Source organism: Streptomyces sp. NPDC030862 (assembly GCF_055571835.1).
On sequence record NZ_JBVIEN010000003.1, the window covers coordinates 429,560 to 442,059 of the forward strand.

The 12,500-nt window shown below is 74.1% G+C and carries 12 protein-coding genes; 7 read left to right on the forward strand and 5 right to left on the reverse strand.

Annotation, left to right across the window (positions count from 1 at the left end):
* Nucleotides 1–3 precede the first annotated feature (3 nt).
* From cobN to ACZ42X_RS09960, 3 genes are all read left to right on the forward strand, one after another.
* Nucleotides 4–3,642: a cobaltochelatase subunit CobN gene (cobN, locus tag ACZ42X_RS09950; RefSeq protein WP_468286426.1), complete on the forward strand. Its 3,639-nt coding sequence runs from the start codon at nt 4–6 to the stop codon at nt 3,640–3,642.
* Complete coding sequence (locus ACZ42X_RS09955) at nt 3,639–4,346, forward strand: GNAT family N-acetyltransferase (protein ID WP_468286428.1); 708 nt, start codon at nt 3,639–3,641, stop codon at nt 4,344–4,346. The genes cobN and ACZ42X_RS09955 overlap by 4 nt, the downstream gene beginning before the upstream one ends.
* Before the next feature lie 87 nt (nt 4,347–4,433).
* Nucleotides 4,434–5,615: a DUF418 domain-containing protein gene (locus ACZ42X_RS09960; protein ID WP_468286431.1), complete on the forward strand. Its 1,182-nt coding sequence runs from the start codon at nt 4,434–4,436 to the stop codon at nt 5,613–5,615.
* Here ACZ42X_RS09960 and ACZ42X_RS09965 read toward each other — a convergent pair whose 3' ends face one another.
* The 3 genes from ACZ42X_RS09965 to ACZ42X_RS09975 all read right to left on the reverse strand — a co-directional run bounded on the left by ACZ42X_RS09965 (nt 5,616) and on the right by ACZ42X_RS09975 (nt 8,324).
* Entirely contained in the window at nt 5,616–6,554 is a 939-nt protein-coding gene (locus ACZ42X_RS09965; protein ID WP_468286434.1) for a nucleoside hydrolase, read from the reverse strand.
* Between the two features lie 107 nt (nt 6,555–6,661).
* A complete protein-coding gene (locus tag ACZ42X_RS09970) occupies nt 6,662–7,066 on the reverse strand; it encodes a hypothetical protein (RefSeq protein ID WP_468286437.1) in 405 nt (134 codons plus the stop codon).
* A gap of 61 nt (nt 7,067–7,127) precedes the next feature.
* Nucleotides 7,128–8,324 (reverse strand): D-alanyl-D-alanine carboxypeptidase family protein, encoded by a 1,197-nt coding sequence (locus ACZ42X_RS09975; protein WP_468286440.1) that lies wholly within the window; start codon nt 8,322–8,324, stop codon nt 7,128–7,130.
* A gap of 179 nt (nt 8,325–8,503) precedes the next feature.
* Here ACZ42X_RS09975 and ACZ42X_RS09980 point away from each other — a divergent pair, with 179 nt between their 5' ends.
* From ACZ42X_RS09980 to ACZ42X_RS09995, 4 genes are all read left to right on the forward strand, one after another.
* On the forward strand, nt 8,504–8,926 hold the full coding sequence (locus ACZ42X_RS09980; RefSeq protein WP_468286443.1) for an SsgA family sporulation/cell division regulator: 423 nt from the start codon (nt 8,504–8,506) through the stop codon (nt 8,924–8,926).
* A 31-nt stretch (nt 8,927–8,957) separates the two neighbouring features.
* Nucleotides 8,958–9,374 (forward strand): fluoride efflux transporter FluC, encoded by a 417-nt coding sequence (locus ACZ42X_RS09985; RefSeq protein ID WP_468286446.1) that lies wholly within the window; start codon nt 8,958–8,960, stop codon nt 9,372–9,374.
* 43 nt (nt 9,375–9,417) lie between these two features.
* Nucleotides 9,418–9,762, forward strand: coding sequence for a fluoride efflux transporter CrcB (gene crcB, locus ACZ42X_RS09990; RefSeq protein WP_468286449.1), 345 nt, complete (start codon nt 9,418–9,420; stop codon nt 9,760–9,762).
* 99 nt (nt 9,763–9,861) lie between these two features.
* On the forward strand, nt 9,862–10,638 hold the full coding sequence (locus tag ACZ42X_RS09995) for a (2Fe-2S)-binding protein (RefSeq protein ID WP_468286452.1): 777 nt from the start codon (nt 9,862–9,864) through the stop codon (nt 10,636–10,638).
* A 1-nt stretch (nt 10,639) separates the two neighbouring features.
* Here ACZ42X_RS09995 and ACZ42X_RS10000 read toward each other — a convergent pair whose 3' ends face one another.
* Together ACZ42X_RS10000 and ACZ42X_RS10005 are read right to left on the reverse strand one after the other, a co-directional pair.
* Complete coding sequence (locus ACZ42X_RS10000) at nt 10,640–11,260, reverse strand: hypothetical protein (RefSeq protein WP_468286454.1); 621 nt, start codon at nt 11,258–11,260, stop codon at nt 10,640–10,642.
* On the reverse strand, nt 11,257–12,486 hold the full coding sequence (locus tag ACZ42X_RS10005; protein ID WP_468286457.1) for an MAB_1171c family putative transporter: 1,230 nt from the start codon (nt 12,484–12,486) through the stop codon (nt 11,257–11,259). Before ACZ42X_RS10005 ends, ACZ42X_RS10000 begins: the two co-directional genes overlap by 4 nt.
* Nucleotides 12,487–12,500 lie beyond the last annotated feature (14 nt).

Below are 12,500 nucleotides of genomic sequence, written 5' to 3' on the forward strand. Positions count from 1 at the left end.
GCCGTGATCCTGCTGCTGTCGCACTCCGACACCGACCTGCTGAGCGCCCGCGCGGCCGAAGGCCCGGTCGCGTACCGGTTCGCCAACCCCGCCCGGCTCGCTGCGAATGGGGGTACCTCCCATGCCGAAGGCGATGGGGGAGACCTGCCCGGGCTGCTGGACGGCGCCGACCTCGTCGTCGTACGCCTCCTCGGCGGCATCCGCGCCTGGGAGGAGGGCCTCGACGCCCTGCGCGCGAGCGGCAAGCCGCTGGTCGTGCTGACCGGCGAACAGGCCCCCGACGCCCAGCTCATGGAGACGTCCACCGTCCCCATCGGCATCGCGGCCGAGGCCCATGCCTACCTCGCCCACGGCGGCCCGGACAACCTGGAGCAGCTCGCCCGCTTCCTGTCCGACACGGTCCTCCTCACCGGCCACGGCTTCGAGCCGCCGGCCGCCGCGCCCACCTGGGGCCCGCTGGAGCGGACCGCGCGCACCGCCACCGGCCCGACCGTCGCGGTGCTGTACTACCGCGCCCACCACATGAGCGGGAACACCGCCTTCGTCCACACCCTGTGCGACGCCATCGAGGACGCGGGCGGCCAGGCGCTGCCCCTGTACGTGGCGTCCCTGCGGGCCCCCGAGCCCGAGCTGCTGGACACCCTGCGCACCGCCGACGCCGTCATCACCACCGTCCTCGCCGCCGGCGGCACCAAGCCCGCCGAGGCCCAGGCCGGCGGCGACGACGAGTCGTGGGACGCGGGCGCGCTCGCCGCCCTCGACGTACCGATCCTCCAGGCGCTGTGCCTGACGAGCCCGCGCTCCGCCTGGGAGGAGAACGACGAAGGGCTCTCGCCGCTCGACGCCGCCAGCCAGGTCGCGGTCCCCGAGTTCGACGGGCGGCTCATCACGGTGCCGTTCTCCTTCAAGGAGATCGACGCCGACGGCCTGCCCGCGTACGTCGCCGACGCCGAGCGCGCCGCGCGCGTCGCCGGGATCGCCGTGCGCCACGCCCGCCTGCGTCACATCCCGAACGCCGACAAGCGCCTGGCGCTGGTCCTCTCCGCGTACCCCACCAAGCACTCCCGCATCGGCAACGCCGTCGGCCTCGACACCCCCGCCTCCGCCGTCGCGCTGCTGCGCCGACTGCGCGAGGAGGGCTACGACTTCGGTACGGACGAGGTCCCCGGCCTTGCCTCCGGCGACGGCGACGAGCTGATCTATGCGCTCATCGAGGCCGGCGGCCACGACCAGGAGTGGCTCACCGAGGAGCAGCTGGCCCGCAACCCGGTCCGCATCCCGGCCGCCGACTACAAGCGCTGGTACGCCGGTCTCCCGGAGGAGCTCCGCGAGAGCGTCGAGCGGCACTGGGGCCCGCCGCCGGGTGAGATGTTCCTCGACCGCTCCCGTACCGCCGAAGGCGACCCAGACGGCGATATCGTCCTCGCCGCCCTGCGGCGCGGGAACCTGCTCATCCTCATCCAGCCGCCGCGCGGCTTCGGCGAGAACCCGATCGCGATCTACCACGACCCCGATCTGCCGCCGTCGCACCACTACCTGGCCGCCTACCGCTGGATCGCCACCCCGGCCGCCGACGGCGGCTTCGGGGCGGACGCCATGGTCCACCTCGGCAAGCACGGCAACCTGGAGTGGCTGCCCGGCAAGAACGCCGGCCTGTCCGCCGCCTGCGGCCCCGACGCCGCGCTCGGCGACCTGCCGCTGATCTACCCGTTCCTCGTCAACGACCCGGGCGAGGGCACCCAGGCCAAGCGCCGTGCCCACGCCACGCTCATCGACCACCTGGTGCCGCCGATGGCGCGCGCCGAGTCGTACGGCGACATCACGCGCCTGGAGCAGCTGCTCGACGAGTACGCGCAGATCTCCTCCATGGACCCGGCCAAGCTGCCCGCCATCCGCGCCCAGATCTGGACGCTGATCCAGGCCGCCCGGCTCGACCACGACCTCGGCCTTGAGGACCGGCCGGACGACGACGGCTTCGACGACTTCCTGCTCCACGTCGACGGCTGGCTCTGCGAGGTCAAGGACGCGCAGATCCGCGACGGCCTGCACGTGCTGGGCGGCGCGCCGACCGGCCCCGAGCGCGTCAACCTGGTCCTGTCCATCCTCCGCGCCCGCCAGATCTGGGGCGGTACGCAGTCCCTGCCCGGCCTGCGCGAGGCCCTCGGCCTCGACGAGTCCGCCGCGACCCGTACCACCGCCGACGAGGCGGAGGCCACGGCCCGCGCGCTGGTCGAGGCGATGGAGGCCGCCGACTGGAACCCGGCCGCGGTCGCCCGGGTGGCGGAGGGCCACGGCCCGGACGTGACGCGGATCCTCGACTTCGCCGCCCGCCAGGTCGTCCCGCGCCTCGCCGCCACCACCGACGAGCTCGACAACGCCGTGCACGCCCTGAACGGCGGCTTCGTCCCGGCCGGCCCCTCCGGCTCCCCCCTCCGGGGCCTGGTCAACGTCCTGCCGACGGGCCGCAACTTCTACTCCGTCGACCCCAAGGCCGTCCCCTCCCGCCTCGCCTGGGAGACCGGCCAGGCCCTCGCGGACTCGCTGCTCCAGCGCTACCGCACCGACAACGGCGACTGGCCCACCTCCGTCGGCCTGTCCCTGTGGGGTACGAGCGCGATGCGCACCGCCGGCGACGACGTCGCCGAGGCGCTCGCCCTCCTCGGCATCCGGCCCGTCTGGGACGACGCCTCGCGCCGCGTCACCGGCCTGGAGCCCATCCCGCTCGCGGAGCTGGGCCGCCCGCGCGTCGACGTGACGCTGCGCATCTCCGGTTTCTTCCGGGACGCCTTCCCGCACACCATCGGGCTGCTGGACGACGCCGTGCGCCTCGCCGCCTCCCTCGACGAGCCGGCCGAGGACAACTACGTACGGGCCCACGCGCAGGCCGACCTCGCCGAGCACGGCGACGAACGCCGCGCCACCACCCGCATCTTCGGCTCCCGGCCGGGCACGTACGGCGCGGGCATCCTCCAGCTGATCGACTCGCGCGACTGGCGCACCGACGCCGACCTCGCCGAGGTGTACACGGTGTGGGGCGGTTACGCGTACGGGCGCGGCCTCGAGGGCAAGCCCGCCCGCAGCGAGATGGAGACGGCGTACAAGCGCATCGCGGTGGCGGCCAAGAACACCGACACCCGCGAGCACGACATCGCGGACTCCGACGACTACTTCCAGTACCACGGCGGCATGGTCGCGACCGTCCGCGCGCTCAAGGGCACGGCGCCCGAGGCGTACATCGGCGACTCGACCCGCCCGGAGAGCGTCCGCACCCGCACGCTCGTGGAGGAGACCTCGCGCGTCTTCCGCGCCCGCGTGGTCAACCCGCGCTGGATCGAGGCGATGCGCCGCCACGGCTACAAGGGCGCGTTCGAGCTGGCGGCGACCGTCGACTACCTCTTCGGGTACGACGCCACGACCGGCGTCGTCGCCGACTGGATGTACGACAAGCTGACGGAGGCGTACGTCCTCGACCCGGAGAACCGCGCGTTCCTCCAGGAGGCCAACCCCTGGGCCCTGCACGGCATCGCCGAGCGGCTCCTGGAGGCCGAGTCGCGCGGCATGTGGGCGAAGCCCGATCCGCAGGTGCTGGAGCAGCTGAAGCAGGTGTTCCTGGAGACCGAGGGCGACCTGGAGGACAAGTGACCGGCGGCGTGGAGCTCACCGTCTCCACCGAGGACGAGGAGCTGGACGAGCTCCTCGACCGCGAGCTGACGGCGTTCAACACGGCGGCCACCGGCGCCGACGACCACACCGACGTGTACATCCGCGCCACGGACGGCACGACCGGCGAGGTGGTCGGCGGGCTCACCGGCTGGACGTGGGGCGGTCTCGGCGCGGTCGACATGCTGTGGGTCCGCGAGGACCAGCGGGGCACCGGCCTCGGCACCCGGCTGATGCGGGCGGCCGAGGACGAGGCGCGGCGGCGCGGCTGCGGCCGCATGACGGTCTCCTCGTACACCTTCCAGGCGCCGCCCTTCTACCGGCGCCTCGGGTACGTCGAGACGGGCCGCGTCCAGGGCGTGCCGGGCGGCCACGTCGACGTGTACTTCGAGAAGCCGCTGGATCCGTCGGCGGCGGCCCCGCCGTTCCAGGTGGCCGTGGTGCTGGACTACCCGGCCGACGCCGTGGAGGACGCCCTCGCCCACGAGGAGCGCACGCTCGCCCTGCTGCCCCGCCACGGCGGCCGGCTGGAGCGGCGGCTGCGCACGGCGGACGGCCGGTCGGAGGTCCACCTGCTGGCCTTCCCGTCCGAGGAGGCCTACCGCGCCTTCCTGGCGGACCCGGACCGCGCACCGGACGGGCGCGTCACGGCGCGGGTGCTGGAGGTCGGCGAGGTGTACGACTGAGCCGCTGGGGGCTGCATCCTTCGATGTAGTCCCGGTTCGTCCGCCCTCACGACGATTTCGGCGGGGCGCGCCGGAACGATGGAACGCATGACCGACACACTGCGCGCTCCCGAACGGACCGGCACGAAACGGCTCGCCCTCCTCGACGTCCTGCGCGGAGCGGCCATCCTCGGCACCCTCATGACCAACGTCTGGGTCTTCACGGCCCGCGGCGCCGAGTGGGGCGTGCTGCAGGGGGGCCTCGGGCAGGTGACGTTCGGGTCCTTCCCCGAGGCCGCCGAGGGGGTGTTCCGGCTGCTGGCGGACGGGAAGTTCCTGTCGCTGCTGACGATCCTCTTCGGCGCCGGGCTCGCCATCCAGTACGCCTCGGCGGCGCGGCGCGGGCAGCCGTGGCCCGGGCGGTACAAGTGGCGGGCGCTGTTCCTCTTCGCGGAGGGGACCGTGCACTTCGTGCTGGTCTTCGCGTGGGACGTGCTCATGGGGTACGCGGTGACCGCGCTGCTGGTGGCGTGGCTGCTGACGCGCTCCGAGCGGGCGCGGCGCCGGGTGATGTGGTGGGCGGCCGGCGTGCACCTGACGCTCATGGGCCTGCTGACGGCGGTGCTGGCCACCGCCGACAACGACCCGGGCGGCGCCGGCGAGGACGGGGTCTCCCCGGCCGTCGTCGGGCTGTACGCGCACGGCGGCTACCTCGACCAGGTCGCCTTCCGCCTGGAGAACGCCATCGCGCTGCGCCTGGAGCCGGTGCTGAGCTTCTTCCTGCTGCTGTTCCTCTTCCTGCTGGGCGTACGGCTCTTCCGGGCGGGCGCCTTCGGCGCGGACGAGGCGGCGCGGCGGCTGCGGGCGCGGTTGCTGGGCTGGGGCCTCGGGCTCGGTGTGCCGCTCAACGTGGCGGTGGCGCTGGCCGGTCCGGACTTCTTCCTGCTGGGCCGGTACGGCGCGGCGCCGCTCATGGCCGTCGGCTACATCGGGCTCATCGGCGCGCTGGTGGACCGGGTGCGCCGCCCGGGGCCGCTGATGACCGGACTCACCTCGGTGGGCCGGACGGCCCTGTCCGGGTACGTGCTGCAGAACCTGCTGTGCATGCTCGCCTCGTACGGCATCGGCCTGGGCCTGGCCGCGCGGCTGGGCGACTCCTGGCGGCCGTGGTGGGTGATGGGCCTGTGGGCGGTGGTGTGCGCGGTGCTGATGGTGGGTTCGACGCTGTGGCTGCGCCGCTTCTCCAACGGCCCGCTCGAATCCGTGCAGAAGTGGGCGCTGCGGCGCTGATCAGCGAGCGCCCAGGACGCGTACGGCGTCGACGATGAGGTCCCAGAAGCCGGGGACGTCCACGTCGACACCGACGTACGCGTTGGGCGCGGCGCCCGTGACCCCGTCGAGGTCGACGACGGTGGCGCCGCGTGTGTGCGTGCCGGTGAGCTCGATGGCGACGGGCGCGTGGACGAGCGTGACGAGGCCCGGGTCGATGAGGTGGGCCACGGTCAGCGGGTCGTGCAGCGGCGGGGCCGGGAAGCCGAAGACCTCGCGGTAGGTGGCGCCGAAGTACGTGAGCAGCTCGGTGCACAGGCGCGCCAGCGGCGTACCGAGGGCGTCGATGCGGGCGACGACGTCGGGGGTGGCGAGCGCCTTGTGGCTGACGTTCAGGCCGATCATGGTGACGGGCAGGCCGCTGGTGAAGACGATGTCGGCGGCCTCCGGGTCGGACAGGACGTTGAACTCGGCCACCGGGGTCCTGTTGCCGCGCTCCGTCGACCCGCCCATCAGCACGATGCGGCCGATCCGCCCGCCCAGCTCGGGGTGGGCGAGCAGCAGCGCGGCGATGTTGCTGAGCGGGCCGGTCGGTACGAGCGTGACGGGCTCGGGGTGCGCGAGGAGCGTGTCGCGCAGGAAGGTCACGGCGTCCCGGTCGTCGACGGGCACGGTCGGCTCCCCGAACCCGGGTCCGTCGAGCCCGGACTCGCCGTGGATGTTCCGCGCGACGATCCCGGAGCCGTGCAGCGGCCCCGCGAGGCCGGCGGCGATGGGCACGCCCTCGATCCCGGCGACGGTGCAGACGCGGCGGGCGTTGAGGGTCGTCTTCTCCACCGTCTGGTTCCCGGCGACGGTGGTGATGCCGAGCAGCCGGATGGCAGGATGCGCGGCGGCGAGCATGATCGCGAAGGCGTCGTCGTGGCCGGGGTCGCAGTCCAGGATCACGGGGACGGGCATGGCGGCGGCCTCCTGACGCGGGTGCGTGCGCGTACGGGACTACGCTCCCGCGTCCGGGGCCGCCGTGTCACGGACCTCCGCGGGCCCGCGCCCGGTCACGTGCCCGCTCACTTCAGCGGCTTGCACACCTCGGTGACCGGCTTCGTGGCACCGTCGGGCGTGTAGGTGACCCTCTTGCCGTCCTTGTGGAACGTCACCTTGTACTCGCGGTTGCTCTCGCCCGGCTTGAGGATGGCCTGGACGAAGTGCCCGGTGCCGTCCACGACGATCGCCCGGCCCTGGTCGATGATCACGAAGGCGTTGCCCTGCCGCAGGCCGCAGAACGGCAGCCCCTTGACGCTCGTGATGGCCTCGCCCACGCGGTACGTCGGTGACGGCGTGGGCGCCGGCTGGGGCGCGTGCACGCCCGCCGGGGCGGAGGCCGGGGCGGCCGCGGCCGGGGCGGCGAACGCGGCGCCCAGGGCGAGGGCGCCGGCACAGGCCGTGGTGATCAGGTAGCGGGACACACGCATGGCATCGGTCCTTCCGCGAGGGGCCCCCGAGCACGTCATGAGTAGCCCGTTTCGCAGATCATTACTCCAACGGAGTGTCCACGCGCCGCCGCACCCACCACAGCGTCGCCGCCGCGACGCACGCCGAGACGACGAAGGTGACCGGGAGGAAGACGCGCGGGCCGTCGTCCCGCGCGGGGGCCTGGGCCTGGGCCCGGGCCTTCGGGGCGGCAGTGGCCGGGGCCGAGGCCGGAGCACCGGCCGCCACGGGCACCGGGGAGGCGTCGGGGCCGCGTTTCGGCGGGGCCAGCAGGGAGCCGACCGGGTGCGCGCGCGGGGCGGCGGCGAAGCCCCAGTCGAGCAGCTTGCGCGCCTCCTCGTAGACGGCGTACGCGCCGCCGGAGCGCGGGTTCATCACCGTGACGACGAGCGTGCGCCCGTCCCGGCGGGCGGCGGCGATCAGGGTGTGGCCGGCGCCGCTGGTGTAGCCGTTCTTCACGCCGAGGATGCCGGGGTAGCGGGCCACGCCGTCGTCGCCGGTGAGGAGCCGGTTGGTGTTGCGGATGCCGTACGACCAGGTGCCCGCCGGGAACTTCGCGTACGGCGTCGCGCAGTAGCGGGCGAAGTCCGGGTCGCGCAGGCCCGCGCGGGCGAAGACGGCCAGGTCGTACGCGGACGAGACCTGGCCCGGCGCGTCGTAGCCGTCCGGCGAGACGACCCGGGTGTCGCGGGCGCCGAGCGCCTCGGCGGTGGCCTGCATCTCGCGGACGGTGGCCGCCCAGCCGCCGTTGAGGCCCGCCAGCACGCGCACGGCGTCGTTGCCGGAGCTGAGGAACACCCCGCGCCACAGGTCCGCCACCCGGTAGGTGATCTCCTCCTTGATGCCGACCAGGCTGCTGCCGTCACCGATCCCGGTCAGCTCGTGCCTGCTGACCGTGTGCGGCCGCTCCGGCGACAGCCCCGGCAGCGCGGCCAGCGCGAAGAGCACCTTGAGCGTGGAGGCGGGCGGCAGCCGCTTGTGCGCGTCGTGCGCGGCGAGCACCGCACCGCTGCGCGCGTCCGCGACCAGCCACGAGCGAGCGCTCAGCACCGGCGGCCGCGCCACGCCCGGCGGCAGGCGGACCTGGGTGCCGGGACGGTGCAGGAGGGACGCGTCCACGGCCGCGGCGGGGCGCGGCGGGGCCGGCTCCACCGGGAACGGCGGCGCGGCGGACGGGAGGGCCGGCAGAAGGGAAGGCCCCAGGTAGAGGGCGGCGGCCGCGAGCGAGCTGACGATCATTCAGTCACGTTAAAAAGCCGCCGTCAGCCCCGCAGGGCGAGTGCGCCGTACGGACGACAGCGTGCCCCGGCCGCATCAATCGCCGCTGTGCGGGCACTGGGAAAGCTCGGGCACCGAACCGGTCGGCACCGAACCGGCCGGCACCGAACCGACCGGACGAGCTCTCCCGGAGGGACGACATGCAAGCGGACGCGGTCCTGCGCGACAAGGTCTTCATGCGGCTGCTCCCGCAGACGGGCCAGGAGATCCCCGTACTGGCACACATGGCGTACGACCCCCAGGACCCGTATGCCATCACCGTCAACTTCACGCACGGCGGCTGGACCTACGCCGAGTGGCGCCTCGACCGCGACATGCTGCGCGACGCGCTGGAGGGCGTGACGGGCGGCGCGGTCGGTGAAGGGGACGTACGCGTGTGGCCGGAGGTGAACGGTACGCGGGAGGAGCTGTGCATCGAGCTGATGCACAGCGCGGTCTTCACGGCGTGGGCGCCGTCGATGCGGGGCTTCCTGGACCGGACGTACGCGGCGGTGCCGGCGGGCGAGGAGCACGTGGAGCTGGACGCGTTCCTCGCCGAGGTCCTGCGGACCGGGAGCCGGTGAGCTCCTGAGACCGGCCTGACACCCTGGTCCCATGGGTGTCGTACGGAATGAGGAGCTCGTCGTCGTGGGCGCGGTGGCGGCCGGGGGCGCGCTGGGGGCCGCCGGCCGGTACGGGGTGTCGCTGGCGTGGCCGGCGGCGCCGGGCGGCTTCCCGTGGGCCACGCTGGGGATCAACGGCGTGGGCTGCGCGCTCATCGGTGTCCTGCTGGTGGTGATCACGGAGGGCGGGGTCCCGGTGCACCGGCTGGTGCGGCCGTTCCTCGGCACGGGTGTGCTGGGCGGGTTCACGACGTTCTCGACGTACGCCATGGACATCGAGCGGCTGCTGCGGCGGGGAGAGACCGCCAGCGCACTGGCCTACCTGGCGGCGACGGTGCTGGTGGCGCTCGCCGGCGTCTGGGCGGCGGCCCGGCTGACGCGCCGGGCGCTGGTGCGGAGGGCGGCGTGAGGGCGGGCGGCGGAGACCTGCGAGGCCGTCCGGTGGTGTCCGGGTGAACTGGCTCCTCGTGATCGTCGGCGGCGCGGTCGGCGCGCCACTGCGGTACCTGACCGACCGGGCCGTGCAGGCCCGCCACGACTCGGTCTTCCCCTGGGGCACCTTCACGGTCAACGTGACCGGCTGCCTGCTCCTGGGCCTGCTGACCGGCGCCGCGTCCCAGGCGCAGCTGCTGCTGGGGACGGGGCTGTGCGGGGCGCTGACGACGTACTCGACGTTCTCGTACGAGACGCTCCGGCTGGCCGAGACGGGCGCGAAGCCGTACGCGGTCGTCAACGTGGCGGCGAGCGTGGCGGCGGGTCTGGCGGCGGCGTTCGCGGGGGCGGCGCTGGTGCGGTGAGGGCCACGGAGTGACCGTTCGGCGCGCGCACCGATGTGACGCCTGGTAATAATGAGGCAAGGCTTGCCTAACCCCGCAACCCGCCTCCCGAGGACGTGTATGCCCGCCACCGCCGTACTGCCGCAGCGCCCCGCCCTGGCGCCGGTCGCCGACGCGTACCGCCGGATGGCCGCCGCCTCGCCGTACCTGCGGATGGAGGTGGCCGAGCAGCCCGCCCCGAGCGGCGACTGGGTCCGCGCCCGGCGGCTCGCGGAGGACCCCGACGCCGTGGCGACGCTCGTCGCGGCCGAGGAGCGGCGCATCCACGAGACCTACGGCGTACGGCCGCGGCCCGACGTCGCGCCCACCTGGGTGCTGCACCGGTACGCCTTCACCGCCGCGCTCGCCATGAGCGGCCCCTGGTACCTGGAGCGCCGGGTGCCGCGCCTGACGGCCGACGGCGTGACGTACGGCTGGCGGACGCGGCGGCTCGTCGTGGCGCCCGGGACGGAGACCGTCGCCGCCGCGTCCGAGGCCGTCCTGGAGGCCGAGCTGCGCGCGGCGGTGGCCGCGCACCTGGCCCCGGTCCTGGAGGCGTTCCGGCCGCTCGTGCGGCGGGGCGAGCGCGGCATGTGGGCCCTGGTCACCGACGCGCTGGCGCAGGGCCTGTGGCACCTGGGGCGCGGGCTCGGCGACCCCTGGGCCGCCGTGCGCGCCGCCGACGCCCTGCTTCCGGGCGGCACGGCCCCGCTCCCCGGTGCGGCCGCCTTCCGCCCGGACCCCGCGCCGGAGGCGTGCGGTGAGCCGACGCGCACCCGCGTGAGCTGCTGCCTGCTCTACACGCTGCGGCCGGAGGACACCTGCGCGACCTGCCCCCGGCAGCAGCGCAGGTCCTAGGTCAGACCACCAGGAACGCCGCCGCCGTCGCCGCGCCCAGGCTCGCGCCCGCCACCGTCTGGGCGACCGTGTGGTACCGCAGCGCCACGCGGGACCAGCACACGGCGGCCGTCATGGCGTAGGCCAGGAGCCACCAGGGGGAGTGGACCGCGGAGAGCAGGGCCACGACCGCCGAGGCGACGGCGGAGTCGACGGAGATCTTCCAGACGGTGTTGACCGCCAGCAGGCCCACCGTCATCGCCCACAGCGCCAGCATCGCGACGAGGATGCCGGTCGGCGCGTGGCCGAGGGTCATGATCAGGGAGCCGGTGCCGATGGACCCGAGGATCACGAAGAAGATCGGCGCGCGCTTGGTCCGGTCGACGACGTGCCGGTCGCCCCAGGTGCCGCGCTTGCGTTCCCACTCGATGTACCCGGCGGGGACGAGGCCCGCGCACAGGGCGCCGAGGAGGCCCCACAGCAGGCCGCTCCAGTGGCCTGCGGACGCGTAGCCGATGGCCGTCATGCCGACCAGCAGGACGTTGCGGGGCTGCAGGACGTCCGTGACGGTACGGGCCACCCGCTTCGGCTCGGCGGGCTCGATGCCCTCGACGGGTTCGGTCCGCTCGGTCGTGCCGCTCATGCGCGCTCCTCCGCGAGCTCCGGGAGCTGGGCCGCCCGCTCCCCGTCGACCGTCCGGTACGCCCCCGCGACGCAGACCAGCCACGCCACCTCGTCGTCCTGGTCGGCGGCGTGCTTCGCCTCGATGGCCGCGGCCCTCCCGGCGGGCGCGCCGGCCGCCTTGGCGGCGAGGGCCGCCTTGATCCAGTACGCGTCCGCCAGCGGCCCCGGCTCGCCGCCCGCCGCCTCGCGGGCCGCGTCGACCAGGCCGTCGGGGACGTAGTGCCGCAGCTTCTCGACCGCGTCCGCGATGTCGGCGGCCCAGCGGTCCACGCGCAGGTCGGCCGGGGTCCCGAACCGCGTCAGCTCGCGCGCGAGCGACGCCGGCGGCTCGAAGGGCTGGTCGGGGAAGGCGATCATCAACTCCCGCCACAGCGGGTGCAGTTTCGCCTGCGCCCGCCACAGCTTCACACGCCGCCAGCCCTTGCTGAACGCCGGGATGGACGCGCCGACCGCGAAGAAGGCGAACAGCACGATCTGCGCGAGTTCCGTCACCTTGTCGAAGGTCTGGGCGAAGGCGTGGCTCGGCTGCTCGACGACGCTGATCCACAGGAACAGCGTCCGGCTGACGGTGTATCCGACGCCGATGAACATGGCGAACGTCATCATGCCGAGCCCGACCCGCAGGTGGCGCAGCGTGGCACCCGCGGTCGCCAGGGCCCACTGGTAGGCGCAGACGGCGGACGCCGCGCCCAGGTAGAGGTAGAAGACGCTCATGTAGAGCGTGGCGCCCCACTGCCCGGCGTGGTCCGAGACGAACCGGTCGGAGGGGACGGACCGGTCCACGACGGTGAAGAAGAGCACGGTCAGCAGGATCAGCGTGGCGACGGACGCCTTCGCCGCCACGTGCTGCACCATCCGCGCGAACCGCACGTGGCGCGGCACGGCGCCGCCCTCCGGGTAGTGGCCGTAGATGGCCACGATGTAGCTGAGGATGGCGAGGATCGCGATGGTCGCCGTGTAGTGCTTGATGAGGACGGCGAGGTCGACGACGGGGCTGTTGTTGAGCCCGATGCGCACGGCGTGGGTCTTGGTCCACAGGGCCGCGGCGAACCCGGCGTAGCACCCCCACAGGGCGCGGCGGCGCTTGTCCTCCTCGTCGCCCCACAGGGCGGCGGGCATGCGCCACAGCGCGACGGCGGTCATGAGGCCGGCTATGAGGTAGCCGGCGATGTCCAGGGCGGTCACGAGGGGTCCTTCAC